This window comes from Streptomyces sp. NPDC015125, assembly GCF_043080045.1.
Lineage (GTDB): Bacteria > Actinomycetota > Actinomycetes > Streptomycetales > Streptomycetaceae > Streptomyces.
Genome location: NZ_JBIBVF010000020.1, coordinates 162,532 through 189,132, shown reverse-complemented (window position 1 = coordinate 189,132; position 26,601 = coordinate 162,532). Strand labels below are relative to the sequence as shown.

29 protein-coding genes and 4 pseudogenes are annotated in these 26,601 nt (G+C 68.4%); 21 read left to right on the top strand and 12 right to left on the bottom strand.

Going from position 1 to position 26,601, the window contains the following annotated elements; genetic code table 11:
* Nucleotides 1-137: 137 nt before the first annotated feature.
* On the bottom strand, nt 138-611 hold the full coding sequence (locus tag ACF088_RS31770; protein WP_392379333.1) for a transposase: 474 nt from the start codon (nt 609-611) through the stop codon (nt 138-140).
* A gap of 420 nt (nt 612-1,031) precedes the next feature.
* Between ACF088_RS31770 and ACF088_RS31765 the strand changes: the two genes are divergently transcribed.
* From ACF088_RS31765 to ACF088_RS31715, 11 genes are all read left to right on the top strand, one after another.
* A complete protein-coding gene (locus tag ACF088_RS31765; protein WP_392379332.1) occupies nt 1,032-2,900 on the top strand; it encodes an Ig-like domain repeat protein in 1,869 nt (622 codons plus the stop codon).
* 207 nt (nt 2,901-3,107) lie between these two features.
* A complete protein-coding gene (locus ACF088_RS31760) occupies nt 3,108-3,563 on the top strand; it encodes a Ku protein (RefSeq protein ID WP_392379331.1) in 456 nt (151 codons plus the stop codon).
* A 229-nt stretch (nt 3,564-3,792) separates the two neighbouring features.
* Nucleotides 3,793-4,083, top strand: a complete 291-nt coding sequence (locus ACF088_RS31755; RefSeq protein WP_392379330.1) for a hypothetical protein — start codon at nt 3,793-3,795, stop codon at nt 4,081-4,083.
* 98 nt (nt 4,084-4,181) lie between these two features.
* Complete coding sequence (locus tag ACF088_RS31750; protein ID WP_392379329.1) at nt 4,182-4,373, top strand: hypothetical protein; 192 nt, start codon at nt 4,182-4,184, stop codon at nt 4,371-4,373.
* A 121-nt stretch (nt 4,374-4,494) separates the two neighbouring features.
* Nucleotides 4,495-4,959 (top strand): hypothetical protein, encoded by a 465-nt coding sequence (locus tag ACF088_RS31745; RefSeq protein ID WP_392379328.1) that lies wholly within the window; start codon nt 4,495-4,497, stop codon nt 4,957-4,959.
* 145 nt (nt 4,960-5,104) lie between these two features.
* On the top strand, nt 5,105-7,141 hold the full coding sequence (locus tag ACF088_RS31740) for an ATP-binding cassette domain-containing protein (protein ID WP_392379327.1): 2,037 nt from the start codon (nt 5,105-5,107) through the stop codon (nt 7,139-7,141).
* Between the two features lie 130 nt (nt 7,142-7,271).
* Nucleotides 7,272-8,219, top strand: coding sequence for an NUDIX domain-containing protein (locus ACF088_RS31735; protein WP_392379326.1), 948 nt, complete (start codon nt 7,272-7,274; stop codon nt 8,217-8,219).
* Nucleotides 8,220-8,356: 137 nt separating this feature from the next.
* Nucleotides 8,357-9,547 (top strand): protein-L-isoaspartate O-methyltransferase, encoded by a 1,191-nt coding sequence (locus tag ACF088_RS31730; RefSeq protein WP_392379325.1) that lies wholly within the window; start codon nt 8,357-8,359, stop codon nt 9,545-9,547.
* Nucleotides 9,547-9,993 carry a GFA family protein gene (locus tag ACF088_RS31725; RefSeq protein ID WP_392379324.1) on the top strand — a complete coding sequence of 149 codons (447 nt, stop codon included), beginning with the start codon at nt 9,547-9,549 and terminating at the stop codon, nt 9,991-9,993. The genes ACF088_RS31730 and ACF088_RS31725 overlap by 1 nt, the downstream gene beginning before the upstream one ends.
* Nucleotides 9,994-10,238: 245 nt before the next feature.
* Nucleotides 10,239-11,144, top strand: coding sequence for an NUDIX domain-containing protein (locus ACF088_RS31720; protein WP_392379323.1), 906 nt, complete (start codon nt 10,239-10,241; stop codon nt 11,142-11,144).
* A 72-nt stretch (nt 11,145-11,216) separates the two neighbouring features.
* Nucleotides 11,217-12,338, top strand: coding sequence for an NUDIX domain-containing protein (locus tag ACF088_RS31715; RefSeq protein WP_392379322.1), 1,122 nt, complete (start codon nt 11,217-11,219; stop codon nt 12,336-12,338).
* Nucleotides 12,339-12,454: 116 nt separating this feature from the next.
* On the opposite strand, the pseudogene ACF088_RS31710 reads toward ACF088_RS31715, so the two are convergent.
* Both ACF088_RS31710 and ACF088_RS31705 read right to left on the bottom strand, forming a co-directional pair.
* Nucleotides 12,455-12,874, bottom strand: a pseudogene (locus ACF088_RS31710) (NUDIX domain-containing protein); the annotation flags it as partial.
* 27 nt (nt 12,875-12,901) lie between these two features.
* A pseudogene (locus ACF088_RS31705) lies at nt 12,902-13,600 on the bottom strand (transposase); the annotation flags it as partial.
* A gap of 482 nt (nt 13,601-14,082) precedes the next feature.
* On the opposite strand from ACF088_RS31705, the gene ACF088_RS31700 reads away from it, so the two are divergent.
* The 4 genes from ACF088_RS31700 to ACF088_RS31685 are packed head-to-tail and all read left to right on the top strand — an operon-like array spanning nt 14,083 to nt 17,217.
* Nucleotides 14,083-14,877: a hypothetical protein gene (locus ACF088_RS31700; protein WP_392379321.1), complete on the top strand. Its 795-nt coding sequence runs from the start codon at nt 14,083-14,085 to the stop codon at nt 14,875-14,877.
* Nucleotides 14,878-14,921: 44 nt separating this feature from the next.
* A complete protein-coding gene (locus tag ACF088_RS31695) occupies nt 14,922-15,224 on the top strand; it encodes a hypothetical protein (protein WP_392379320.1) in 303 nt (100 codons plus the stop codon).
* On the top strand, nt 15,221-16,528 hold the full coding sequence (locus ACF088_RS31690; RefSeq protein WP_392379319.1) for a putative T7SS-secreted protein: 1,308 nt from the start codon (nt 15,221-15,223) through the stop codon (nt 16,526-16,528). Before ACF088_RS31695 ends, ACF088_RS31690 begins: the two co-directional genes overlap by 4 nt.
* Entirely contained in the window at nt 16,528-17,217 is a 690-nt protein-coding gene (locus ACF088_RS31685; protein ID WP_392379318.1) for a hypothetical protein, read from the top strand. Before ACF088_RS31690 ends, ACF088_RS31685 begins: the two co-directional genes overlap by 1 nt.
* Nucleotides 17,218-17,458: 241 nt before the next feature.
* Here ACF088_RS31685 and ACF088_RS31680 read toward each other — a convergent pair.
* Both ACF088_RS31680 and ACF088_RS31675 read right to left on the bottom strand, forming a co-directional pair.
* Nucleotides 17,459-18,090 (bottom strand): annotated as a pseudogene (locus tag ACF088_RS31680) (transposase); the annotation flags it as partial.
* A gap of 61 nt (nt 18,091-18,151) precedes the next feature.
* Complete coding sequence (locus ACF088_RS31675) at nt 18,152-18,784, bottom strand: transposase (protein WP_392379317.1); 633 nt, start codon at nt 18,782-18,784, stop codon at nt 18,152-18,154.
* Nucleotides 18,785-19,275: 491 nt separating this feature from the next.
* Here ACF088_RS31675 and rpmF point away from each other — a divergent pair, with 491 nt between their 5' ends.
* Together rpmF and ACF088_RS31665 are read left to right on the top strand one after the other, a co-directional pair.
* The gene (gene rpmF, locus ACF088_RS31670) at nt 19,276-19,446 is read left to right on the top strand and encodes a 50S ribosomal protein L32 (protein WP_006601600.1); all 171 of its coding nucleotides are present in this window, start codon (nt 19,276-19,278) and stop codon (nt 19,444-19,446) included.
* Between the two features lie 9 nt (nt 19,447-19,455).
* Nucleotides 19,456-20,625: a GTP-binding protein gene (locus ACF088_RS31665; RefSeq protein ID WP_392379316.1), complete on the top strand. Its 1,170-nt coding sequence runs from the start codon at nt 19,456-19,458 to the stop codon at nt 20,623-20,625.
* 371 nt (nt 20,626-20,996) lie between these two features.
* Here the strand turns inward: ACF088_RS31665 and ACF088_RS31660 are convergent, their stop codons facing one another.
* From ACF088_RS31660 to rpmB, 4 genes are all read right to left on the bottom strand, one after another.
* Nucleotides 20,997-22,187, bottom strand: a complete 1,191-nt coding sequence (locus ACF088_RS31660; protein ID WP_392379315.1) for a GTP-binding protein — start codon at nt 22,185-22,187, stop codon at nt 20,997-20,999.
* Between the two features lie 11 nt (nt 22,188-22,198).
* Nucleotides 22,199-22,339 (bottom strand): hypothetical protein, encoded by a 141-nt coding sequence (locus ACF088_RS31655; protein WP_392379314.1) that lies wholly within the window; start codon nt 22,337-22,339, stop codon nt 22,199-22,201.
* Nucleotides 22,340-22,433: 94 nt separating this feature from the next.
* Nucleotides 22,434-22,739, bottom strand: a complete 306-nt coding sequence (gene rpsN / locus ACF088_RS31650) for a 30S ribosomal protein S14 (RefSeq protein WP_392379313.1) — start codon at nt 22,737-22,739, stop codon at nt 22,434-22,436.
* On the bottom strand, nt 22,739-22,975 hold the full coding sequence (gene rpmB / locus ACF088_RS31645; RefSeq protein ID WP_392379312.1) for a 50S ribosomal protein L28: 237 nt from the start codon (nt 22,973-22,975) through the stop codon (nt 22,739-22,741). The genes rpsN and rpmB overlap by 1 nt, the downstream gene beginning before the upstream one ends.
* Before the next feature lie 65 nt (nt 22,976-23,040).
* Here rpmB and rpmG point away from each other — a divergent pair, with 65 nt between their 5' ends.
* Genes rpmG through ACF088_RS31630 form a run of 3 tightly spaced genes read left to right on the top strand, consistent with a single transcriptional unit; the run spans nt 23,041 to nt 24,700 of the window.
* Nucleotides 23,041-23,244, top strand: a complete 204-nt coding sequence (gene rpmG / locus ACF088_RS31640; RefSeq protein ID WP_392379311.1) for a 50S ribosomal protein L33 — start codon at nt 23,041-23,043, stop codon at nt 23,242-23,244.
* A gap of 47 nt (nt 23,245-23,291) precedes the next feature.
* Nucleotides 23,292-23,546, top strand: a complete 255-nt coding sequence (locus tag ACF088_RS31635) for a type B 50S ribosomal protein L31 (RefSeq protein ID WP_392379310.1) — start codon at nt 23,292-23,294, stop codon at nt 23,544-23,546.
* Entirely contained in the window at nt 23,546-24,700 is a 1,155-nt protein-coding gene (locus ACF088_RS31630; protein WP_392379309.1) for a CobW family GTP-binding protein, read from the top strand. Before ACF088_RS31635 ends, ACF088_RS31630 begins: the two co-directional genes overlap by 1 nt.
* A 245-nt stretch (nt 24,701-24,945) precedes the next feature.
* Here ACF088_RS31630 and ACF088_RS31625 read toward each other — a convergent pair whose 3' ends face one another.
* The 3 genes and pseudogenes from ACF088_RS31625 to ACF088_RS31615 all read right to left on the bottom strand — a co-directional run.
* Complete coding sequence (locus ACF088_RS31625) at nt 24,946-25,383, bottom strand: ATP-binding cassette domain-containing protein (RefSeq protein ID WP_392379308.1); 438 nt, start codon at nt 25,381-25,383, stop codon at nt 24,946-24,948.
* A gap of 96 nt (nt 25,384-25,479) precedes the next feature.
* A complete protein-coding gene (locus ACF088_RS31620; protein ID WP_392379307.1) occupies nt 25,480-25,683 on the bottom strand; it encodes a hypothetical protein in 204 nt (67 codons plus the stop codon).
* 28 nt (nt 25,684-25,711) lie between these two features.
* Nucleotides 25,712-26,089, bottom strand: a pseudogene (locus ACF088_RS31615) (ABC transporter substrate-binding protein); the annotation flags it as partial.
* Between the two features lie 267 nt (nt 26,090-26,356).
* On the opposite strand from ACF088_RS31615, the gene ACF088_RS31610 reads away from it, so the two are divergent.
* Nucleotides 26,357-26,578: a hypothetical protein gene (locus ACF088_RS31610; protein WP_392379306.1), complete on the top strand. Its 222-nt coding sequence runs from the start codon at nt 26,357-26,359 to the stop codon at nt 26,576-26,578.
* Nucleotides 26,579-26,601: the final 23 nt, after the last annotated feature.

Below are 26,601 nucleotides of genomic sequence, written 5' to 3'. Positions count from 1 at the left end.
GGTACGGACGCGGGTGCCTTGCTCGTGACCAGGACCGGGGCGTCTACCGGCCCATCAAAGCGGCCTTGCAGGGTGTGTCGATATCTCACTCACCCCCTTCACGCTCTCAGATCTCACAACAGCCCCTATGACGGGGGTCATGGCTGTGTGGGCCTGACCAGGTGGAACACCTCGCGGGCGGCGTAGCGTTTGAGGCATCGGACGATTTCGCGCCGGGCCTTGCCCTCCTTGGTGCGGCGTTCGTAGTAGTCCCGGGTGCGTGGGTCGAAGCGCAGGCGGGTCTGCACGATCCGGTGGAGGGCGGCGTTGGCCTGCCGGTCGCCGCCGCGGTTGAGGCGACGGTATTGCCGACTGCCCGAGGAACGCTCGACAGGGCTGACCCCGCACAGTGCGGCGAAGGACGCCTCACCGCCCAGGCGCTCCGGGTTGCCCCCCATCGTGATCAGCAAAGTGACGGCCGTGTCCGGCCCGATGCCCACCACATTGAGCAGCTGCGGGGCATAGCGTTCCACGAGCCGGGCCAGGCGGCCTTCCAGGTCCTGGATCTGGTCGGTAAGCTGCCCGATTCGCTGGGTCAGCAGACCCAGGGTCATGCGGGTGGCGTGCAGCACCGTCTCTTCACCGTCCTCGTCGTTCTTCGGCAGTTCGTCGTCTCGTACGGCGTGCCCGGGTTGGACTGTGTATTGGTCTGTCCGGGTGATATCGAGTCAAGGCGATGGTGCTCTATTGGCCATTTCGGGTTAATGGTGGGGACTGTTTTCCGGTGGGTTGCCCATCTCTCCGGGGAGAGATGGGCAACCCCTGTGGTGCGCGGGTGCGTGGTACATGTCGGCGTGCCCCCTCTCTGTCCCGGTGTGCAAGCGGTGATCCGGTTCGCGTATACCGGCGCCGTGCGACGCGGGCCCCGGTGGGAGTTCTTGGGCGGCCCTCTCAGCTGAGAGAGGTTTGTCATGGAACCGATTACGGGTTGGTGGGGAGCTCCGGCGGTAGCCGGCGGGGTTCGGCCGGTTGTACCGGCCGGTGGATCCGAGGTGGCCGCGGTACGGGGGCTTGCGGTCGCGCCCTTCAGTGCGGCGTTCTCCACGGTGACGATCCCGGCGGGCACGAGCCCGCTGGCGGTAACGGTGGCGCCGAACGGCAACGTCTACGTCGGCAACGCCAATTCCAACAACGTGACAGTGATCAGCAGCACCACGAACACCGTCCTGGCCACCGTCCCCACCGGTTCGAACCCGGCCATGATCGCGGTGGCGCCGAACGGCAACGTCTACGTCACCAACCAGAGCTCGAACAACGTGACGGTGATCAGCAGCGCCACGAACACCGTCCTGGCCACCGTCCCCACCGGCGGGGGCCCGTTCGCACTGGCGGTGGCGCCGAACGGCAACGTCTACGTCGCCAACAGCACTTCGAACAACGTGACGGTGATCAGCAGCGCCACGAACACGGTCCTGGCCACCGTCCCCGTCGGCGCGGTCCCGGACGCGGTGGCGGTGGCGGCGAACGGCAACGTCTACGTCGCGAACCGGAACGCGAACACCGTGACGGTGATCAGCAGCGCCACGAACACCGTCCTGACCACCCTCCCCACCGGTGGCTTCCCGGGCGCGGCGGCGGTGGCGCAGAACGGCAACGTCTACATCGCCAACCAGACCTCGAACAACGTGACGGTGATCGACAGCACCACGAACACCGTCCTGGCCACCGTCCCCGCCGGCACGGTCCCGGGGGTGATCGCGGTGGCGCCGAACGGCAACGTCTACGTCACCAACACCGTTTCCAACAACGTGACGGTGATCGACAGCGCCACGAACACGGTCCTGGCCACCGTCCCCACCGGCGGGGGCCCGTTCGGAGTGGCGGTGGCGCCGACCGGCAACGTCTACGTCGGCAACAGCAATTCCAACAACGTGACGGTGATCAGCAGCACCACGAACACGGTCCTGGCCACCGTCCCCGTCGGCGCGTTCCCGTTCTCGGTGGCGGCGGCGCAGAACAGCAATGTCTACGTCACCAACGCCAATTCGGCCAACGTGACGGAGATTTCGCCGTTGACGGTGACGACCTCGCCGGCGTCGCCGGTGTGCGGCCAACCGGTGACGTTCACCATTTCCGGGGGGACTCCGAACGGGACAGCGGTGGTGAACTTCGGGGACGCCAGCCCCACGGTCACCGTCCCCCTGGACGCCACCGGGAGCGGGCAGACCACCCACACCTACACCGCGGGTACGTTCACCGCGACCGTGAACGGCAACCCCACCTCCGTCACCCTGAGCCCCAACCCCACAACGACGGCGCTGTCGGTGACGCCGAACCCCTCCACCTGCGGGCAGAGCGTGACCGTATGCGCCACCATCACCCCGGCACCAGCCACCACCTCCGTGCCGACCGGCACGGTCACCTTCACCCTCCCCAACGGCCAGACCCAGATCGTCCCCGTCAACGCATCGGGGCAGGCCTGCTTCACCACCACCGCCCTGACCACCGGCACCCTCACCGCCACCTACAGCGGTGACAGCTGCTTCATCGGCTCCACCGCCGGCACCCCCGTCACCGTGAACCCCACCCCCACCACGCTGACCGCGCAGCCAGGCACGATCCGGCTCCGGCTGACCCCGCTGCCCGAGTTCTACATCCCCACCCTCAGCGCCACCCTGACGACCACCTCGGGGATGCCGGTGGCCGGTCAGCCGGTGACCTTCACCGCCACCACGCTCTTCGGCCCGGTCAACCTCGGCACCGCCGTCACCGACGCCAACGGCACCGCCACCCTCCACAACGCCGTCGTCCCCGTCTTCGCCGTCGCCACCCCCTTCTACACCGCCACCTTCCCCGGCACTTCCTGCTACACCGCCGCCACCGCCCACAACATCCTGCTGTTCATCCCCCTCCCCGGCTGACCTCGTCGGCTCCGAAAATCCCAGGTCACCTTGTCTGCTGCGACGGGAGGAACACTTCGTGACCCAGCTGCACGAGTTGGCCGCCCAGACCCTGCCTTCCTCTCGTGCATGCCGTCGATGGGGCCAGAATCCGGCAACGGCACAGCTGCGAGGCTGAAGGCGTCGAGGTGCCGTACCAGTGGGTCGCTCGCGGCCAGGAGGCTCCGGATGGCCGCACCCGTCGTGCTGAACGCCAGCGATCTCGCGGATCTGCCCCTTCCCGGCGTGAAGACGATCGAGGTGCTCGGCTTCCTGCCGTCAGACCAGATCGGCCCCATCGCATGGGACAGGTCGTACTTCCTGGGCGTCGAGGGAGCCGGCGCCCGCCCGTACCGGTTGTTGCGGGACGCGATGAAGCAGAGCGGCCAGGTCGGAGTCGCCCGCATGGCGCTGCGCGGTCCGGAGCGTCTCGTGGTCCTCCGGGAGCAGCCACAGGCTCGGAACATCTCCGCGCACGCGGAGATGTTCCGCTTCAGATGCGATACCGGGCCGAACTTGGTGAGTCCGCTCCGCGCACGCGGAGATGGGCGCCCGGTACAGCCCTACGTCCACGCCACCTCGGACAAAACCGGGAGCTTGGCAGATGCTTCCAGCGCGTTGGGGTTCTCGCGTGCGAAGGGGTAGGCCCCTGGACCCTCGCGGAGTTCTTATGCCGCGTGCTGCGTAGCTGCCGTAGCGCACGTGTCGTCACCGCGTTCCTGCTCCGTGTGCTCGAAGCGGAGAGCCGGAGTACAACAGTGCCAGAGCCTGACACTGCGTCGTCTAGTTCGCCGCGCGGAGAAGCCCCGCCGGAGCATTCCGGCGGGGCTTCTCGTCTCACGTGCTCTCACACAACTGCCCCTACGGGATGCCTGTGACCACCTACCGGTACACCGCAGCGACAGCAGCCCCCACCCACCACGACCCGACTCGGATCGAGACCGACCTGGCCAGAGTGGTCCCCCGCTGCATCCGTCCTCAGAAGACCAACGCCGAACTCCAGGCGATACGCGAAGCCGGCCTTGCCGCGGCCATCTGCCGTACGCCCCGCCCCCGTATCGGCATCGGCATCGGCATCGGCATCGGCATCGGCATCGGCATCGGCATCAGCATGGGCATGGGCATGGGCATGGGCATGGGCATGGGCATCTACACCATGGTGTAGGCGCACCAGGACCCTGCCGTGCGGTTGGCCGTAGCCCGCGGCCTGGCCGTTCGGAACGGCCGGTCCTGGAACGGGCTCCGGCCGTGGACTTCACAGGGATGACCGGCCCCGTCACTCGACCTCAGCCGGCCCGCCTGCTGGTTGCCCTCGACCACGACGACATAGACGGCATCGCCGCGATGTCCCGGACCGACATCTCCCACCTCAACGGCGATTACGAGGACGCCCTCCGACGGATCCACGCCCGCCGCGGCTTCCTCGCCCTCGCCACCACCGAGACGGACATCTGAACCCCGCAATCCCCGCCGTCCCGCAACTCCGCCTTCTTCCGTCACGCCCTGGGCGGGTGCGGTGCACAAGACCAGACGCCTGGCTTCATCTGCTAGGACCCACGAAAGGATCACTGATCGCATGGGCCGCAGCATTACCCTGCTCTGCTGGAACTTCGAGGCCAACGGCGGCGCTGACTCCAACAAGCTCAAGGAAGCCAACCAGCTCCTCGCCTCACTCCACCCGGACCTGCTCTATCGGCAGGAGATGTGGGGAGCCGATGCCGAGGGCAAGTCCGTGATGGCCTCCATGGAGGAGGACTTGGCCCTGCGTGGCTGGCTGGGGCCCTCCTCCCATACCGCCGTATCCGCCGCCACGTCTTGGTTCGGCCCCGTGCGCCCACCCACTGCACGCGCAATCCCCCAAAAGAGCGGCCCGTGCTGTTCGAGTTCCCGCAGATGCTCCCAGGCCAACTGGCATGCTCCCCGCACCAACGACTGGAACATGCGTTCACCATTTGCCCCCGAAGTACCCGTTACGGGGAGCAGCACGGGCCGTTCTTTAGAGCATCTGTGCCCACCAACGCCCTTCCAGGAGAAGCCATGAACTCTGCGCACATCCATGCACATCACCCCATTCGATTCGAACGGCGACAGCCCGCGCCCGTGGCGGCGGGCCCCCCTAGTCACGCAATTGACGCCTCGTCCCGTCGTACTCTCCACTCATCCCGTCCGGATACCTGGTGGCGGGCATGAAGCTATGGAGCGACGTGGCCCGCTTCGCCCGGGCTGTGAGGGGCCAGCAGGCAGACGCGGACGGCATTTCAGCGGCGGAGCGCGAGCTGTTCGGGGGACGGTTGCGCTGGGACCAGTCCTTCATTGAGCACGAAGGTGCCGTCGCCCGCATGCGGTTCGGGCAGATGGCCGCTGCGCTGCCGCGCATGGTGGGTGTGGTGTTACGGGCCGGGTGGACCGCAGACCGACGGGCACTGATCGGCCTGGTGGTCTCGCAGATCGCACAGGGCGTGACGGCCGCGCTCGGCCTGGTGGCCGTCAACGGTGTGCTCAACCAGCTGTTCGCGGACGGTCCGACCGCAGACAAGCTGCGGCAGTCACTGCCTGCGCTGCTGGTGCTGGCCGTCGTCTCCGTGGGGGCAGCCCTGCTGTCGGCCTGGTCGACAGCGATGTCCGGACGGCTGGAACCGCAGGTGGAGCGGGCCGTGACCACCCAGTACTACCGTGCCGTCGCACGGGTGGAGGTCGAGGCTACCGAACAGCCGGACGTGCAGCGGCACCTGGAGGCGGGGAAGTTCGGCACCGACTCCGCCAGGCGGATGCTCGGCCTGTCCGTGGGCGTCGCCGGCGTCGTGATCGGCATGGTGGCCGCGGCCGTCGTGCTGGCCTCGCTGCACTGGGCTCTCCTTCCGATGCTGCTGGCCATCGCCCTGCCCAAGGGCTGGGGGGCTGTGCGGTCCGCCCGGCGCGAATACATCTCGCGACTGCACTGGGTCGACCACCGCCGGGCCGTGGCCACCCTGTTGCAGTACCTGACGATGCCGCACGCGGCGGGCGAGATCCGAGTGCACGCGGCCTCCTCGCTGCTGCTGCGCGGGTACGGGGAGATGTCGGGGCTGATGGAGACCGAACAGCGGCGCCTGGCCCGGGCTCAAGCTCGCACGGACCTTGTCGCCGGCGCGTTCTCCGGTCTGGCGTCCCTGGGCTGCTACGGGATGTTGTGGTGGCTGCTGACCAGCGGCGGACTGCCGCTGGCGGTCGGTGGCACCGCCGTGGTCGCGATCCGCAACTCCACAGCCCAGCTCACCTCCCTCGTGCAGCAGATCAACCGCATGTACGAGGAGATGCTGCAGCTCGGCGACACCGAGGCGGCCACCGAGCTGGCGGCAAAGCACGCCATCCCGACGACGGGTATGCCGCTCCCCTCCCCGGTACGGGCGATTCAGGTCCAGGACCTCTGCTTCACCTATCCGGGAGCGACAACGCCCTCACTGCGCGAGGTGAGCGTCACCGTGCGCCGGGGCGAAGTGACGGCACTGGTGGGTGCGAACGGCTCCGGCAAGACCACGCTGGCCAAACTCCTGGCCGGGCTGCTGCTGCCCGGCAAAGGAGAAGTGTGGTGGGTGGGGGCGGACGGGGAACGGGTGGAGGTACGCGAGGCCGACCGGGCCCAGGTCTTCGGCTCCGTCGGGCTGCTGGCGCAGGACTTCCCGCACTGGCAGATGACAGCCGCCGCGAACATCGCCGTCGGTGCCGGGGACCGCCCACGGGACATGAGCCAGGTCAAGGCCGCCGCACGGGCCGCCGATGTGGGAGACCTGATCGAGGGCTTGGAGCACGGATGGGACTCCATCGTCTTCAAGGGCTATGAACGCGGCGTGCAGCTTTCAGGCGGGCAGTGGCAAAAGCTGGGCAACGCCCGCAGCCGCTACCGCGATGCGCCGTTTCTCCTGGTGGATGAACCCACTTCCGCCCTCGACCCGCACGCCGAGATCGAAGCGTTCGAGCGCCTGCGGTCCGTGGCAGGCAACGGCACCGGCGTCGTGCTGATCACCCACCGTCTCGCCGCGACCGCCACCGCCGACCACATCTACGTCCTCGACGGCGGCCGCATCGCCGAACACGGCACGCACGACCAGCTCATGACCGCCGGTGGCCTGTACCACGGCATGTTCCAAGCGCAGGCCGCCCAGTACGCAATCGCCCTTCCCCCGGCAGACGCACTCCCCGCACCTCGGCGCGAAGAGTCACGTGAACACAAGAAGGCCCGGTGAGCGCCACCGAGGCGGGACCCCATCAAGAACTCATGCCCCTCGGCGGCGACTGCGCCCAGATGCTCACCCTTCAGGGGGGGGCGGCCATCAGACCGTATCCGAAAGCCTCCGACTCCAGGACGGTGCACCCATGAACGAGAAGACTCCGCAGCTCTTCTCTGCCCTGCCGACGGGACGTAGGCAGGCGAACGCTTCGGCGCTGATTCACGACGGGGCCGGCGCGTACCTGCTGCACCTGCGGGACGAGGTCCCCGGGATCTGGGAGCCGGGGTCATGGTCCCTGCTCGGCGGCGGCCGTGAACCGGGCGACCGGTCCCTGGAGGAGACGGTCCGGCGCGAACTGCGCGAAGAGGCCGGCCTCGACATCCCCGACCTCGTCCCCCTCGCCGTCGAGAAAGCACGGAGCAGCGACGGCACCGCCGTCCCGATTCAGATCTTTGCCGGCCAGTGGAACGGCGACCCCGCGACGCTGCCACTGACCGAGGGCGTCATGCTCCACTGGTTCCGGCCGGACGTCATGCCACGCCTGCGGATGGCCCCGACCACCCTCGATCTGATCCGCCGCCACGCCGAAACGAGTTCCGCCGCCCACCGCACCCCGCGCCCACGCACTGCTCGTGTGGCGACCGCGGGCAGGAACACCGTGCTCAACGGGATCGGCGTCCACCTCTACCTGGAGAACGCCGACGGCGAGGTGCTGCTCGGTCTGCGCCACCCCGACTCCGCCTACGCAGGATCGACGTGGCACTTCCTGGCCGGCCACTGCGAGCAGGAGTCCGCCCTCTCCTGCCTCGTCCGCGAGGCGGAGGAAGAAGCGGGGCTGCTGATCGAGCCCGGCGACGTCGAACTCGTCCACGTCGTACACCTCGTGGACAGTCCCGGTGGCCGACCACTGATGCAAGTGGTCTTCCGGGCTCGCGAGTGGTCGGGAACTCCGGCGGTCCGGGAGCCCGACAAGTGCACGGGCTGGGGCTGGTGGCACCCGGCCAGGCTTCCGGCGCCGATCGTGCCCTACACCTGGGCCGCCATCGAAGGCATTCGTGCAGGCCGCCTCTATACGGAAATGGGCTGGTCATGACCGCCGAGACGCGCCGAGGAGCGGACCGAACCGGCACGCAAGGCGATGTGCCACCCCGACGGGGCCGTGATCGGTCGCCAGGGACAGGCGGCCCAGGACCGGCCCTCGCAGATGAAGCAGCATCCGCGCGGGCGGAGATGGTCGCCCGGCTGGAGGCGGCCGGTGCCCTCGTTCCCGGCCGGGTGCGCGAGGCCCTGCTCGCGTTGCCTCGCGAGGTGCTCATGCCGCAGGCGTACGTCCGCCGCAGCGCACTCGACGAACGTCCGCCGCGCTGGGACCTGCTGGACTGGTCGGAACCGGGTGACCGCGAGGAGCTGCTGGCGGTGCTCTACGGCGGCGAGAGCGTGCTCATCCAGCACGACGGGGAGCCTCTCGTGGGCCGGACCGGCCGCGCCCGGTCGGGCGGGGGGATCACGTCCATGTCGACCGTGATGAGCCTTACCGCCCAGCTGTTGCAGGAGCTGGACTTGCAGCCCGGACATCGGGTACTCGACATCGGCGCCGGAGCCGCGGTGACCGCGGCGGTGGCCTGTCACATCTGCGGGGACACCGGGGTGGTCACCCTCGACCGGGATCAGCACATCGCGGTGGCCGCGCAGACGCGATTGGGGGACCTCGGGTACCGGCCCGCCGTGGTGAGCGGCAGCGGTGAGGCCGGCTGGCCGAAGCGCGCCCCGTACGACCGGATCTTCGTCTCCTTCGCCCTCCCCTGCGTGCCGGGAGCGTTGGTGGAGCAACTCGCCCCAGGAGGGCGGATGCTGATGCACATCACGACGACGTCGCCGTCGTGGCCCGCACTGGCGGTGGTCTCCCGGAGCCCGGACGGGCAGGTCACCTCGCACCTGCGGGCGGTGGAGTTCGCCCACCGTGCGGGGCACGGCCGCCAGCAGATCTTCCTGTCCGCAGCATTCCGCGAGCGCATCGCAGCGCGGTCCGCTGGTAGCGCGGAGGCTCCGCCCTTCCGATCCGCTGAGGTACCGCCGTCGGACGATGCCCGCGGCTTCTGGCTCGCGCTGGACGCCCTGCACCCGGGCCTGGTGCGGCACAGGGGGGTCGACGACCTGGTGATCGGCGCGCCCGGCTGCGGCTCCTGGATGGTCGCCCGCCCGGACGTGGCCGGCACGTGGACGGTCACGGCCAGCGGCCCGCGGGACATCTGGGCCGAGATCCGCGAGACGACCGTCCGGTGGCGGGCCGCCGGGGAGCCGGAGGCCTACCGGCTCGATTTTGAGTCCGACGGCGAACAGCGGGTGCGCGCCGGCCGCGGGCAGGGCGCCTTGACCTGGCGGCTGGCCACGCCGCACACCGTCACCGAGGAGGCAACGTAATGACCACACCACCACGGGGAGACGAGCCAATGGGCATGAGCGCCGACAGCCCCCTGCGGTCCGGCGGGTGCTTGTGCCGGAGGATCCGCTTCGCCCTCACTGGCGTCGCCGACTATCCCCACACCTGCAGTTGCACGCACTGCCAGAGGCTGTCGGGCGGCCCGTTGATGTCCTGGGTCTCCTTCCCTCTGAGCGGCCTGACCTGGACCGGGGAGGGCGGCGAGCCGGTCTGGCACTACACCTGGCCGGACTCCCGGCGTGGCTTCTGCCCGGACTGCGGCAGCCAGCTGTGCGCTCTCGACGACGGGGCCAACAGCATCGCGATCACCCTCTCGGCGCTGGATGACGCGTCCGGCCTCGTGCCGGTCAACCAGAGCTTCCGCGAGGACGCCGTCTCCTGGTTGCCCCAGGTTCCAGACGCCCAGCACAGCAGCAGCGTCACCTGACCTCGCAACGAGCATCCGTTCCATTCCGGCCGTGACAGTGGGCCTGCAACTGCCCGTCTCTCCAAGTCCATACCGCCTGCGCTCGCGATCAGAGATCTGTGCTCCCTCGGACGCGGTGCCCCGACAGTCCACCACCGGCCCGAGACGTCCGCGGCAGCCCGACCTGCTCGGCGGTCCGGCCGCACCTGGCACACCTCCGTGCCGCCTATGAACCGCACTACACCACCGCTGGCTAGGAGTGCCCCATGGCATACGACCGAGCAACGCCTCCGTCGGCAGAACCCCGCACCGTGGAAGAAGTCGTCTGGGAGACGGTCGGTCGTCTTGCCCGTCGCTTCGACGCCCACGACGACGCCCGCAGCCTGGATCAGGCACAGCAGTGGACACTGCAGGTACTGAAGATTGCCGAGGAGACCGGCGAAGCCTCCCAGGCCGTCATCGGTGCCCGCGGCACCAACCCCCGCAAGGGCGACAGCCACACCTGGCAGGACGTCCACTCCGAGATCGCAGACGTCGTCATCACGGGCATGGTCGCCCTCGCGCGCATGCGCCCCGACGACGCGGAGCAGTATCTCGGACGTCAAGGCGGCGAAGGCAGCCAAGTTCCTTCCGGCTGTGTCGGCCGCCGACCGTCCGTCCCCCGGGGAGACAGCATGAGTGGAACGTGGCTTCCTCCCGAGCAGTACATCGCGACTCTGCCCAAAGCCACCGTCTACGGGTGCCTTTTCGTCACCGATGAGGCAAACCGCCCGCTCCAACTGCGTGCTGCACGCAACGCCGACCTGTGGCAGTGGCCCGGCGGCAACATGGACCCGGATGAAACGCCCTGGCAGTGCGCGCTCCGCGAATGCCTCGAAGAGACCGGATTGCGCCTCGCTATCGAACCGCGGCTGCTAGCCGTGCACTTCCTGCCTCCACTGGGTGGCTGGACCACCCACAAGATCGGTTTCATCTTCGACGGTGGCCGGCTGACCAGGAAGCAGCTCGACAGCATCGTCCTGGACCCGGACGAACACACCGAGGTCGCCGTCAAGTCACTGGACGTCTGGCAGAAGGAGATGTCCACGCACTCCTTCGCCCGACTCCAGGCGGTCGCCCGAGCCCGCCACACCCGATCGGTCTGCTACCTGGAGCAGACAGCCACGCCATAGCCCGAGTGGGAGCGGAGCGCTTGCGTCTCCGCTCCCCTGGGGCGACCAGCGCCCCCATCCGAAGGAGCATCAGTGGACACCTCCGCCAGCAGCACCTCGGCTGTCGCACCCGGACAACCAGAGATGTCACACGAGGAATACGCACGCTCACGACATTCGGTCTGGCTCGGCGCGGCGGCGTTGTTCACCGACGAGATCGGCCGTGTCCTCCTGGTCAAGCCGACCTACCGCACGCAGTGGCTGCTGCCGGGCGGCTGCGTAGAAGCAGGCGAAGGCCCCGATGAGACCTGCCGGCGCGAAGTCCAGGAGGAACTCGGCCTGTCGATGCCACCGGGACGGCTTCTGGCCGTGCACTGGCTCGCCCCCGGGCACCCGGACCGCACCGAAGCAATGCCCTTTCCCGGCGAGGTCCGCTACGTGGTGGACGGCGGAACCCTCACCCCGCGAGACATCGCCAGAATGCGTCTGCCCCAGGACGAGCTGAGCGGATACGAGTTCCTCGACGCGCGGGCGGCGGCCGAGCGGATGATCCCGGTCGACGCACAGATCCTGCTGGCCGCGCTGCGCGCTCGCCTGGCCGACACCACTGCCCACCTCAGCGGAGGCCGGCACGTCGGCCCCGTTCCGCCCCTGGACCGGTACCGGGTGCACACCCGGCCCCGGGCCGGACGCGACTGGCCCTGGCACCCCGGCAGCGCCCCGGAACACCTCCCCATCCCGCAAGCGTGGGGCTGGCTGTTCGCCCCCGACGGCCGGGTAGTGCTGGTCATCGACCCGGCAGAACCGTTGGCCATGCTGCCCGGCGGCACCGTCGAACCCACCGACGCCTCACCGGAAGCCGCCCTGGTACGCGAGGCCGCAGAGGAAGCGCAATTGACCCTCGGCGAGGTGGAGCGGCTGGGCTGGGTCTACGACGCCACCGGGGAGGCCTACGGAAGGATCGGCGAGTGCGCCCGACTGCGGCTGGCGGCGCCGATCACCGGGGCCGGGCCTTCCTTGGTTGATCCGGCCAGCGGGCGACAGTTCGCCCGGTTGCTGGCCACCCCCCATCAGGCTGCCGCCCTCCTGGGCTGGGGCGAGCAGGGCTATCAGCAAGCGGAGCAAGCGGCACGAATCGCCAGGACGCGATGGGGGATCCCGCTCGCCGCACCGTCACCGATCACGGAACTCCCCCCGAAAGGAGGTCTGTCATGACTCACGCTGTCGGCCCGGACACGAACGGCGGGCACCCGCGCCCCAGACGAAGTGGCGGTACGGGCGTCGCACTGCCGGTCGAATCGCCTTGTCCACGAATCGCGTACATCCAGCGGCTACACCGTGGTGTGCAGATCCCCGCGTTCAAGGGCCGCGCGCAGCACGTGGGAGATCTCCTCGGGGAGCAGGTTCACGCTGGCGAGGGCATCGGTGCTGAGGGGGATCTCGTCGAGGAGGTACTCGCCGCGGTCGTCCCGCTGGAACTCGGGTCCGGTCTTGTCGTCGAAGTTCCACTGCGTGATGTGGGCGAGGTAGAAGTATTCGGTTTCGCCCTTGGGGTTTTCGAGTTGGTGGAACAGGCGGCCGATCTCGGCCTCACCGGCGATCTCCTCGCGGACCTCACGCAGGAGTGCGTCCTTGCGGGTGGCGTCGCTGTTCTCAACGCCACCGCCGATGATCACCCAGTAGGGGGCGGTGCCGGGTCGGATGCGCTTCATCAGCAGCAGGGTGTTGTCCTGGGTGATCAGGATGGCGCGGACGCGCTGCTTCATTGGTCGGTCTCGACGGCAGTCGCGAAGGATTTTCCAGCCCTTCATCCGGGCGAAGACGTGCTCGACACGGGTGCGGACTTTGCGGTGGGAGGTGTTGTGTTCCTCCTTCCAAGTCGAGAGTTCGGCCTGGCCGCGCTCGCGACGGTGCGGGACGACCAGGCCAGTGCCCCGGTAGCCACCGTCCGCGATCACGGTCGCCTTGTCGACTGCGTCCTTCGCGCCGGACAGTTCCCACGCCTTGCAGTCGTTGCGGTTGCCCGGCAGTGGCCGGCCGACGGCGACGACGAGCCGGGGGTCGGCGTCGATGACGACCTGGTGGCTGGTGGAATACAGGTAGTTTTTCGACTGCTCAGCGATCGTGTGGTCGCGGGTGGGGGCCAAGGTGCCGTCCACAATCAGCACGGTGTCTTTGCGGAACCGCTTGCGTTGCTGGAGCGCGAGCGCCGGTCCGAGGTGGTCGACGATGCGGTCGGCGGCCGACTTCGACACCCCGAACAGCGGGGCGAGTTGGCGCAGGGTGAGATTGGTGCCCCAGTACGCGGCGACCAGCAGGACCCGGTCCTTCAACGACAGGCTCCAGGGCCGGCCCTTGCGGACCGGGTCCGCGCCCTCGCGGCGCAACGCGGTGATCGACTTGCTGAACTGACGCGGGCTCAGCCCGGTGAACGGGGCTATCCAGGACGACTCCGACGCCGTGATCACACCAGCCACACCAAGATCATCTCATCCGTGACCAGCAGTTACGGGACAGCCCTTAGCGTGACGCTTGGGTACGGTAAAGGAGGAGCACAACCGCAGCAATCGCGTATGTGGCGCATCAAGAAACACAGGCCATTGCTACGGGGATACCTCGGCACGGGATACGTTACGGGAAAAGATCTTCGCGCTTATTCCGGACCTCCGACGATTACGCCACGATCGGGGCATCGGTCTCCCTTGGCGGTGAGTTCTGGTCGGGCCGGCTGGGCTCGGAGATGACCAACATGATGGAGCTGCGGGACCAGCAGACCGGAGGGGAATGGAAGTGCACCCGGCATCCTGAAGAACAGCGCTGCCCGTGAGCGCCGGGCAGGGCGCAAGGCGTCAGCCGTTCTTTGCCGCAGCAACTTGTTCTCGTGATGATTCCACCAGGGCGATCCTGGTCGGTTCTGTAGCGAAAGCCGGGCGTTGCCGGCGCGTCTAAAGGGGTGGGCGTGAGTCAGATATTCCTTGCTGTCGACCAGTGGGCGGCCCCACCAGGCGGACACGCCGATCCCAGCTTTCTGAAATGGGTGACAGTCGGCCTGGGAGTGTTGTTTCTTTTGGGTGCCTTCGCTTCCTGGGACACGCGCAGGCAGCGCCGAAACGTTCCGTCGGAGCGACTTGTCGAAGAATTTCGACATGATTTGCGTTCAGGAACCCCAAATATCCGGGGGCATATTCGAATCGATCCATCCAGCTATCCAGGTACGTCCGTCGGGCAGGCTGAGGACATCGCACGTGAAGAGGGGTTCCTGCGGCAGTCTCATGGAGCAAGGGGGCAGTGGCTCTTCTATCGCATGGGCACGCAGCCAGGTTTATCGACGGATTCGGATGTGCGGGGTGGCCCCGCTCCTGAGGTCGTACGAGAGAATGCGGCGGCTCAGCGCACGGCCGGTTGGATCCGTGAACGCGAAGGATTCGACCCCCTGGACGAAGCCACCCTGGAAGCGGCGGAAAGGGGATTGCTGAAATACCGCGCCAAGAGCGAACGGGCCATCGTGGGCGCGGCCCTGGCCATGATGGCCGGCCTGTCAGCAGAAGGAATCGCAGGGATCGCCTGGGGGTTCTGGCTGCCTTACACCGTTCTCCAGGTGTGCGCCGTGGCGCTACTGATTCTGAGCATCCGGTTGATCACGCGGTCTCGGCGGCTGCGCAAGGAAGGAAACCGGTTGCACGGTAAGACTGTCGCTGCCTACCGGGAGACCGTCGCCGCACGTGAGAACCAGCAGAAGAAACCAGGCCAGTAGAACCGTACGAGAAGAAGCGCGTCAATCGAACAGTAGGGGGGGGCATGGCGGATTTCACGACCGACCTGGCTCAGCTGCGGAATCTGAAGAAGAAGCTGGAAGACAGTGAAAGTCAGCTGGAAGAGGCTCTGCGCAGGATGAAGGGCACGGGCCCGAAGAATCTCGGGAAGCGGTCGCTCGACAAGGCATGCGAAGACTTCGAGGGCGACTGGGAGCACGGGCTGAAGGAAACGAAGAAGCGACTGAAGACGCTCAACGAGGCATTGCCGGCCATCCTCAAGGCGTATGAGAAGACCGAAGAGGAGATCAAGAGCGGGTTCGCGAAGGTCGGAGGGGGAGCGAAGTGAGCGACGACTGGAGCGGACTTGGCTGGAACCCGACTCCGGGCCACCCCCATTTGGCGACCAACCTTGCCGACAACCTCAAGGCGACCGCAGAAACCCTCCAGAGTACCTATAACCTTCTGGACTCCTTGGACAAGGAAAGCTCCTACTGGACCGGAGAAGCGGCCAAGGCATTTGCCGAGAAAGTGACGGATCTTCCCGATTACCTCAAGCGTGCCCATGACTCGCTCAAAGCCGCTGGTGGTGAACTGGGAAAGTGGAGCGACGCGCTGCACGACATGAAGGTGAAAGCGAACAACTTCGAAGAAGACGCCAAGGACGCGAGGAAAAAATCCGAAAACGCTGAGCAACAGTACGAGACGGCCCGAACCCACCCCGATCTGAGGCTGGCGGGGCAGACTTTCGAGACCAAGACCGAACTCGACAGTGCCCAACGCCGCCTTGATATCGCCCAGGGCCGCGTGGACAGTGCATCACAGGCATTGGACCACGCGAGCACCAAGCTGCGGGATCTCATCGACGACGCGAAGAAGCTGGAGAGTCACCACGGTGATACCGCGCAGGACTTCGCCGACCAGATACGCAAGCACTCCAGCGACCACGCGCCAGGGGGCGGATTCTGGGACACAGTTGGGGACTGGTGGGACGAGCACGGGGGCGATCTGCTGACCATCGCAGCCACGGTTGCCGGCATCGCCGCCATCTTCGTCCCGGTGCTCGCACCGCTCGCAATCGGTCTCAGCCTGGCTGCGGCAGCCCAACACGCCAACCAGTACGCGAAGAGCGGCAAGGACATGTTCCCGCCGACGTCGAAGAACATCAGTGAATGGGCAACCCTCGGCGGAGACGTGCTCGGCGCGGTCCCCGGCGTCGGCCCGGCCGTAAGGGGGGCCAAAGCGGCCATCGGCGCGGGGCGCGCAGGTTTCGGCGCGGCACGTGGCGCCGGCGCGGTGGCGAAGACTGCCACAACCGTCTCGCAGGCAGCGAAAACCGGCGCCGTGCACTTCAAGGATTTCACCAAAGCAGCAAGCCCCTCGAATCGCGTCATAGGGACACCGATTGAATGGGCAGCCAAGAAACTCGGGTCGTCACAAGGGGCTGCTGAGATGGCCGCTGACGTGACACAGGCAGTCGTGACCGGGGGTCTCGCAGTCCCCACCGCCCAGACCCTGGATATGGGTTGGACTCACAGCGACAGCACTACCGACGGAGCAACGCAGGGCACGGAAATGAACGATGGCATCGTCGGTGCCGGTATGGCAGTTGATCCACTGAAAAAGATTTTTTCCGTCGCTAAGGGCCTGTGATGATGCAAGAAGCCGTGACTCCAGGATCCACCCGACTCCTGCCGATGTGGTACACGCTCCCCGAAGGCTTCCACCCCATCGATGTCTCGGGAGATGCCGCGGCGCGTATGGATGCCAACTACGACGCGCTCGCCCAGATCTGTCCCTCGGCAACCCAAAGACAGATCATCACCAGCGTCTTCAGCTTCGAAGCCGCACTGAGCAAGCTGGCCGAGGACGGGCTGGTCCACTTAAGCTCCTTCACTCTCTGCACGGACGACGATCTGCTCCTTACCGGAACCTGCCAGATCTCCGTGGCCGACCGACCGCCGGGAGACCCCAACCTCTTTGCCCGCAGCTTGCTTGACGCCCATCCAGATGGCGGCACCAGTCTGCAAAAAGGCGTCATCGAGCTTCCCGCGGGAATCGCTGCGGTCGTGGTGTCAGACGCCGTGGTACCGGTGCCAGGAGCATTCTTCGGAGTCCCGACAGACGGAGCCGCCGAAGTACTCTCCGTCAGTTTCCAGATGGCATTCCCCCGCACGCCCCAAGCAGTAGCGGTCACATTGTCCACGGAGGAACTCGGGGCTCAGGAAGAATTCCTGGAGCTGGCGACTGTGGTGGCCGGCGGTATTTCCTTCAGTGCCCCACAGCACCCGAGCACCCTGGCCGAGGAGAATACCGCAGCCGCAGCGTCGCCTTTCGGATGAGCAGCAGTACCGGAAGGCGACGCCTGGAGCCAACGAAAGTCAAGCCATAGAGGCAGTCCACCGTCACCCGGCAGTCCGCGGCTCGATCTTTCGTGATTGGCCGTCAGCTCTTGCCGGCGGCCGATCTGCGTTCGACGGTGTTCTTCGGGCGTGACGGCGGCCCGACTGTCGTGTCGGGTGGGCGCCGCGTTTCCACGGCTCCGGTGGGAACGTGCTGCTCGTAGGGATGGGGACGTGCTGGTCAGCCCGGGTTCGGAAGGGTTGCGCGTCGCTGGATCGCCTCGGTGATGACATTGGTCCAGGGCCAGTGGCGGGCGAACCTGAGGTGCCGGCGGCGGGCGGTGGTGACAGGGGCAGGTTGCGCAGGCCAGTGGCGCGGTCGGCGCGGATACGGTCCTCGGCACGGGCGCGCTGGCGACGGCGGAGTTCGCGAGCGGCGATCGGCGTGTTCCTGAAGTAGGTGGCGAACACGGTGAGGCGCAGACCGTCGGCGTCGGTGAAACGCAACTGAGCGCCGGGGTGTGGGCGTTCCTTGCGGACGATCGGCCGCATACCCTGAGGCCAGCCCGTGAGGACGTCGCCGTCGAGCTCGGCGACCCAGGCGCCGTCGCGGATCTCGCCACCGGGCTCGACCGCCGCTGACCAGGCCGAGGCAGGGACGGTGAGAACGGCCTGGTGGATGGCGTCGGTGATGGTCATGCCGACCGAGTAGGACAGCCACCGGCCGCGCTGGGCCAGCCAGGCCACGAACTCGTGGGTGCCGCCGCCAGAGTCGGTGTGGATGAGTGTCTGCCGGCCACGTAGATGGTGTTTGGGCAGCTGGGCCAGCGCGAGTTGGGCCGTGGTGGGCCACGCCGAGCTCGCTGAGCCCGGCGTGGCCGCTCCACATGCGCGGACGCCAGGCCGCGCTCTCACGCTGCCCCTATTACGGAGGTCATGATGGTGAGGGCCTGACCAGGTTGGAGAACTCTCGGGCCACGTAGCGTTTGAGGCCTCGGACGATCTCGCGCCGGGTCTTGCCCTCCTTCGTGCGGCGCTCGTAGTAGTCACGTGTGCGCGGGTCGAAGCGCAGCCGGGCCTGCACAATCCGTTGCAGGGCAGCGTTGGCCTGCCGGTCGCCGCCGCGGTTGAGCCGACGGTAATGATGGCGGCCCGAGGAGCGCTCGACGGGGCTGACTCCGCACAGCGCGGCGAAGGACGCCTCACCGCCCAGGCGCCGCGACCGCTGCGGCCAGCAAGCGGCCCGGCAGGCGTTCGAGGGCCGCGCGGGTGGCGCGGCTGTGCTGCGCGCCGACGTCCACCAGCCGGGCGAGCAGCGCGAATCCGCCGTGCGGCCGGGCACGGATGCGCAGGGCCAGCCGGTGCCACCGTCCTCCAGCAGGTCCACGGTGAACTCCGCCGAGCCGCGGAAGGCACCGTGGACGTAGGCGAGGACGAGCCGGCGGCCGGGCTCGATGGCCGTGGCGCGCGCCGTGAACCTGATCTTCGGCCCACCCTTGTCGACGCCCTTGCTCAGCGGCGCAGCCGGTGGAGTGCGAGGGCGCCTCTGGCCGGCACGCCCCGGCATTCAGGAAGAGCGGGCACCGGCTGGCCGTATCGGCCGAGCGCCACCTCTCGCTCCGGGCCATCGGCCCCAGGAGACCGAGGCGACTGGCCGTCCTCCCCGTATGCGCATCGGCGCCGGCCTGGCACCCCACCGATGGGGACACACTCGCGACGGCCGGATCCGACCACACCGTCCGGCTGTGGCGCGCCGACACCCAAGGCGGGAGGAGCGGGTACAGCTCCCTGGCCGCATGGCATCCGACCACCCCTGCCACGTCCCTTGCGTGGACCGGGCGACAACTGCTCGCCGTGGCGGAACGGGGAGGCCGGGGCACACTTCTGGGCATCAACCCCGATGTCACGCGCGCTCCTTGAGGTGGCGGAGGAGCCGATTGACGGCCCGGAGGGTTGAGGTTCTTGTGCGGCAGCCGAGCCGCTTCACGAAACCCATTTGGAAATGGCATCCATTTTCATATAGCCTGCAGGGGTCGCCTAGTCACGCAGGAGGTCGTCATGGCCGTACCCAAGCGGAAGATGTCCCGCAGCAACACCCGCCACCGCCGCGCCCAGTGGAAGGCCACGACTCCCCAGCTCGTGCCCGTCACCGTCGACGGCACCCCCTACCTCGTACCGCAGCGGCTGGCCAAGGCGTACGAGCGCGGGCTGCTGCGTCCGGAGAGCTGAGACGACGGCATGACGCACCACCGACTACCCGTCACCGTCCTGTCAGGCTTCCTCGGAGCGGGCAAGACCACCCTGCTCCATCACGTTCTGGGCAATCGGGAGGGCCTGCGCGTCGCGGTCATCGTGAACGACATGAGCGAGATCAACATCGACGCGACCCTGGTGCGCGGTGGCGAGGCCGCCCTCTCCCGCACCGAGGAACGCCTCGTGGAGATGACCAACGGCTGCATCTGCTGCACCCTGCGCGACGACCTGCTCGAAGAGGTCGATCGGCTGGCCCGCGAGGGACGCTTCGACTACCTCCTCATCGAATCCAGCGGCATCTCGGAACCGATGCCCGTCGCGGCCACCTTCGCCTTCCCGCGCGACGACGGAGCGACCCTGGGCGACCTCGCCAGGCTCGACACGATGGTCACCGTCGTCGACGCCGCCGGCTTCCTGCCGGAGCTGGCCGGCGGCGACGGGCTGGCCGAGCGGGGGCTGGACCAGTACGCGGACGACGAACGCACCGTCAGCGACCTGCTGATGGACCAGATCGAGTTCGCCGACGTCATCGTCCTCAACAAGACCGACCTCGTCGACGCGGCCGGCGCCGAACGCCTTCAGGCCGCGCTCACCCGCCTCAACCCGGCTGCCCGCATCGTGCCCGCCCGGCACGGCCGGGTGAACCCCGGCGACATCCTCGGCACCGGACTCTTCGACCTGGAGCGGGCCCAGCAGGCCCCTGGCTGGGTGCAGGAACTCAACGGCGACCACATCCCGGAAACCGAGGAATACGGCATCTCCAGCACGGTCTTCCGCGCCGATACGCCATTCCACCCGGGCCGACTGTGGACCTTCGTCACCGAGGGCCTGGACAGCGGCACCTATGGTCAGATCCTGCGCTCCAAGGGCTTCTTCTGGCTGGCCAGCCGCCCGAAGGTCACGGGCTTGTGGTCGCAGGCCGGAGCAGTCGCCCGTTTCGAGCCTTCCGGTGCCCGCGGCGTCGGAGACGGCCAGGGCCAGGAACTGGTCTTCATCGGCACCGGGTTGCACGCCGAGCCACTTCAAGCGGCCCTGGCCAACTGCCTCCTGGCCGACGGGGAACAGCTCTCCGACGACCCGTTCCCCGCCTGGGACACGTACGGAATCAACGACGCCTGCGAACACGAGCATCCGGATCTGGTGCCGCAAGCCTGACAAGCTCCGGGTTGGGCGGTGGTCGCAGCCACGGCACCGCCCAACCCGGCAACTCACGAGGTGCGCACACCGGTGCCCCTGTGCTCCTGCGGAGCACAGGGGCACCGGTACGTCCGAGCTGCCGCGCCCTGCGGCGGCGGACACCAGGTACCCGCCGCCGCGATGACAGCGGCATTCGCCGTGAACGGAGGTTCAGGCATGCCTGCCCCCTGCGCCGCTCCTGGGCTCGCGGCATCCGCCCGATCGATCCGCCGTACGCCCGTACCACTGAGAGGTGCCTCAGAACCCGGGACGCCGGGCCGCGATGAGCCCATCGGGCGAGGTCGCCGCGCACGCTGTGTTCGTGCCCGGGTCCGAGGCCCTGGCTCGGCTCAGAGCGGGACGTCGCCCAGCAAGGGATCGGGGAAGGCTGCCCAGCCGTCCCAGCCCAGTGACAACTCTCTGTCGTCCAGCAGGGCAACGTCGAGGGCGGTGCACAGGCGGCCCCGGTCGAGGTCGGTGCCGGTGAACGTGAGGGCGTTGCGGCGTTCGCCGTAGTAGTCGTGCCAGAACCACGAGGCCAGGGTGCGCCGTTGTGGGGATGCGCCCCGCCAGGCACTCTCGTCTTCGGGCTCCAGCCAGCGATCCGCTTCTCGCAGTTCCATGTGCGGTCCGGCCGACCGCCAGGTCACCACGGCTGCGGGCCTGCTGGGCAGCCACAGGTGGCCTCGGCTGCGCACCACGCCGGCCATGACGGTGGGCAGTGCGTCCGCGAGCCGCTGGGGGTGCAGCGGTCGCCGGGCCCGCCACACCACCGAAGTCGCACCCGGGTCGGTACCGAGGCGTGCGGGCGCCACGGTCACCGGTTCCAGCCGGGCCCGCCACTCTTCAAGGGCGTCCGGGACAGGTCGCAGCAACGACGGCGGCAACTCCGCTGCCGTTTGCCGCTGTTGGGCGATCGGGACGAGCGTGGCGGAGGGGCTAAGGTGACGCGCCAGGGCGGCTACCCCGTCCGTACGACGGTCGGTGGGGCTCGGCTGGGCCGTCACGAGTACGCCGTGGGCGGCTTCCACCCTGCGGGCGGCTACCTCGGCCGGTGTCAGGACACGGGTGCGATCGGTACCGTCCCACAAGCGTGCGGCCCGGTGGACGCATCCGAGCTCGGCCAGGAAGGCCGCTGGGTCAAGCCCCGCCACGACCGGGGCCGGGACGTAGTGGTCGCCCAGCGCACTGGCGCCGGTCCGCGGTCGCCACAACTCCACCAGGAACGGGAGGAGATCCAGCTCGTCGGAGAGGGCGAGAACCAGGTGAGGGGGTCGCACGCTGCGTCTGATCGCCAGCAGGTCCTGCCGGAGGATCACCGCCGGGTCGCCGGTGGCTACCCGTGAGATGTGCTGCGAGAGGGACGGCGATACCCGGGGACCGGCAGCAAAGCGTTGGACGACCGGGTACCCGGTATCCCGGCAGTGGATGGATGCGGCCAGCACCACGGCGCAGGGCGAAGCGCGCACCAGCGTGTCCACCGCGAGCCCCCGGGCAGCCGGGGTGTTCCCGACCACGATGCTCAACAGCCCCTTGGGCACTGGACTTCCCCTCAGTCGAGGTGGGCGACGTGGCGGGGCGCGGGTGCCGCGCGCAACCGGTCCCTCACCGGTTCACCCACATCGCTTGCGCAGTTGATGCACGCGACCAGCGTGAAGGGGCGCCCCGGGACGCCCGGTGTTGCGCGGTTCATCGGTACCCCCTTCTGGAGGGATTGGCCGGGACGACGCCGCGGCCTGGGCAAGGGCCCGGGCCGCAGCGCCATCCACCGTGACGGTCGTCGGACATCACCAGGACGACTTGGTGACTCCGGGGAGGAATCCGGCGTGCGCCTGCTCGCGCATCCGCACCCGGGACATACCGAACCTGCGCAGATGACCTCGGGGCCGGCCGTCCACACTGTCCCGGTTCCGTACCCGGGTCGCACTGGCGTCGCGCGGCTGGCGCCGCAACTCGGCCTGGGCGGCGTCGCGTTCGCCGTCGGTGGACGAAGGCCGCCGGATGATCTCCTTCAGCTCGGCGCGCCGGACCGCGTACCGCTCGACGATCACCTTGCGCTGCTCGTTCTTCGCGATCTTGCTCTGCTTGGCCATCAGACCTTCACCCCTCGTGCGCGAATGCGGGCCACCGCGGCCTCGATACCGATGGAATCGACCGTCTTGATCGCCTTGGTGCTGAGGGTGAGCCGGATGTGACGCCCCTCGCTCGCCAGCCAGTAGCGCTTGCGCTGGACATTCGGGTCGAACCGACGGGATGTACGCCGGTGCGAGTGGGAGATGGTCTTGCCGAAGCCCGGCTCGGCGCCGGTCAGCTGACAGTGGGCGGACATGGAGTGGGTCACCTCTCGCCGGGGACGTTATCGGTAATGGAAACCATTCCCATATAGTAGCGCCAATGGCACGCAACGAACTCCGCCCGGTCATCAGACTCCGCTCCACCGCGGGCACCGTTCCCCAAGCTCTCCACTTCGTTCGAGCAGGGGAGGCCCCAACCACCTGCGTCACCCGCAAAAATCGGCGGAACGACCCTGACCGGATGGTCCTGCGCAAGTACGACCCGGTGGTCGGCCGGCACGTCGACTTCCGCGAAGAACGCTGACCCCGAGCGCTGCCCCCCGAGCTGAACTCACAGACAGGAACACCGTCATGAAACCCGGCATCCACCCCACCTACCGGCCCATCGTCTTCCGTGACAAGGCAGCCGATTTCGCCTTCCTCACCCGGTCGACCGCGACCAGCGACCAGACCATCGAGTGGGAGGACGGCAACACCTACCCCGTCATCGACGTGGAGATCTCGTCGCAGAGCCACCCCTTCTACACCGGCACGGCCCGTGTACTCGACACGGCCGGCCGGGTCGAGCGCTTCGAGCGGCGGTACGCCCGGCGCGGGGCACGGTGATGGCGGAGAACAGCAAACTCCCCGTCGTCCTCGTCGGCGGGCTGCATTCCGACGCCCGCGAGCAGGTCGTGCTGCGACTGCTGCACACCGTGCGCGGCAGCGTCGCGCTCCACCACGACCTCTCCACGGCAGCGGACGGAACGGTACGTCGCACGGTGCGGGACGCCTCGGGCGAGCTGTCCTCCGGCGAGGCCCCCCTCATCAACGACTGCGCGTGCTGCGCCCTGCGCGAGGACCTGGTGCCCGAACTCCGGCGGCTGGCCGAGAGCGGTCTGCACCGGCTGGCGGTGGTCGAACTCTGGGACTCCGTCGAAACCAGGGCGATGGCCGAGGTCATCGCTGCACACGGCGGCGAGACGCTGACGCTCTCCAATGTGATGACCGCGGTCGACCCCGTGCTCGTGCTGCCGTATCTCGCCAATGGGGACGACCTGGCGGAGGCCGGGTTCGCGGCGGCCGCAACCGATCAGCGGACCATCGGGGACACCTGGGCGCGTCAGCTGGAGTACGCCCCTGTGCTCGCGCTCGTCGACGGAGAGGAGGCGGACGACGAGGACCGTGCGGTCCTCGCGCAGCTGCACCCGACGGCGCGCCAGGTGCCCGTGGCCTCCCGTCAGCTCGCGGAGGCCGCATTCGCCGGATTCGACGTCGAGGCGGCCGCCGCCGCCCAGCACCCGGCCTGCGCGCTGCTCCCGCAGGAAGCGGAGCAGTCGGGAGTCGCCACCTTCGTGTGGCACCGGCGGCGTCCCTTCCACCCGGAACGGCTCTACCAAGCGCTGGAAGACCTGGCCTGCGCCGCCGTTCGCAGCCGTGGCCGGTTCTGGCTCGCCGACCGCCCCGACACCCTGCTGTCCTGGGACGCCGCGGGCGGCGCGCTGTGCGTGGAGAACGCCGGCCCGTGGCTCGCGTCCCTCCCGGACGCCGCCTGGGACATGATTCCCCCGATGCGCCGAGCGGCCGCAGCCCTCGACTGGCATCCCGAACACGGCGACTGCTGTCAGCACCTCGTCTTCACCGCACCCGGCCTGGACCGCGAAGGGCTGGAGCGGCTGCTCGACTCCTGCCTGCTGACGGAGAACGAGTTCGCCGACGGACGTGAGGCATGGAAGCGCCTCCCGGCGTCCTTCGACACGCTCCTCGACCCCGTCTCCTGAGCACCCGGCCGCCCCCAGCTCTCCCCCGCTGCCGTACGGATCTACCCCGGAGCGCCGCCGTCGCGTCCAGCGGCGGCGCTCCGGGGTCGTTTCAGTGCCGGGGAGAACCCTCCTTCGAGGGGCCGGAGTCGGGGCAGCTGCCGGTGAGTTCGACAGTCTGCCGGACGGCGGTGAGGCCGCTCGTCCGGGTCACCACCGGCGTCCCCCGGTGTCCGCCGGCGTCGCCCCGTGCCACTGCGTTGCGCTCAGTTGTGCCAGGACGGTTTGGCGTCGTACTTCGAGCAGCCCGAGCCGGCTCCCTCGCCACCGGCGGACATGCCCCAGACCGACTCGGAGTAGCCGCGCGTGCTGCTGTCCTTCTTGAGCGAGGTACCGCCGACGGCGGTGACGTAGCGCCTCGGGCTCGACGGCCACCGCACCGGGTCGCGGGCCCGCAACAGGGCGTGTGCGGGCCGGAACGTCTGCTGGGGCACATATCCGATGTGCCGGCCGCCACGGCGCGGGGCGTGTCCGAGGACGGTCAGCGCACCTTCGCTGAGCTGCTGCCGGCCGAGCAGTACCCGCAGCAGGCTGGTCTTGCCCGATCCGTTCGGTCCCACCACGGCGAGGAACTCCCCCGGCCGGACATCGCGATCCAGCCCGCGCCACAGGACACGGTCGCCGTACGCCCAGTGTCGCGCCACGCAGGCTGATCACGGGCGCGGCCGCCGGATCCTCGCGCCCGCGTCCGGTCGCCCCGCCCGGCCCGGGATGCGGCGTTACCGCCTCGATGCGGTCCATCACGTGCCCCATGCCTGCTTCAGGGCGGCGACGTTGGCCGTCATCCAGCTGAGGTAGTCCTGCCCGCGGGGCAGCGTCTCGGTCACCGGGACCACCGGAATCCCGTGGTCCTCGGCTGCCTTCTTGACCTGCTCCGTCTCGGGGCCGGAGGTCTGCTGGTTGTAGACCAGCAGCCTTGACCTGTTTGCGGGTGAACAGGTCAAGGGTCTGCCGCAGGCTCTGCGGAGAGACGTCGCTGCCCTCTTCGACGGCCTCGCTGAAGTCCGCGGGTGTCTTGTTCCGCAGCCCGCTCGCCTCGGTCAGGTGCAGGGGCACAGGTTCGGTGAGCGCCACGGCGCTGCCCCCGTGAGCCGCCTTGCTCCTTTGCTCCTGTTCTTCGAGGCGGGTCAGCTTGTCCTTGAACGTCTTGGCGTTGTGGCGGAACGCGTCGGCGTCGGCGGGGGTGGCCTTGACCCGGTCGCCGCCTATCCGCTCGACGACGTCCCCGTACACGTTGGTCGAGGCGACGACCGGAATGGCCAACGAGCGGGCGTCGTGCCGGGAGCGGCCGGGCGCATCGGCGACCGAGGCACCGCCGCAGCCGCCGGCCAACGCGAGCGTCAGCACCATGAGCAGCGCCGGGCCGCGGATCGAGGACAGCCGCATCGCGGCCTCCCGAGCAAACATAAACGGAAACGGTAATCGCTGCGTTATCCGCCCGACCCCCGTGAACCCTCCACCCGAGCAAGGGCGAGCGCTCTGCTCCCGTAGCCGACCGTGGCCGGACACTGCACCGTGATACACCCCCGTTGCAGGAGCGCCCATGACATAAGTCATCTCCAGGACGTGACTCCCGGCCCTGCATGGTCGGCTGCCGATCCTCATAGACTCCATACCATGATCAAATCTCTCGAATTCGGACGAGATGACTCCTGGGAAGGCGTCGTCATCGACAAGTCCCGAGGCATGCTCGACGGCTCGAACATGTACCACTTCGTTGAAGTTCGCCTTGCCGACGACGAACCCGTGAAGGTCCGGATCGACCGCCGGCTCTGGAAATCGATCGCGGTCGGCGACCGGGTCGTCAAGCGGCCGGGCGCCGACCCGGCCAAGGGGTAGCCCTCCGGCCAAGGCGAAGCTGT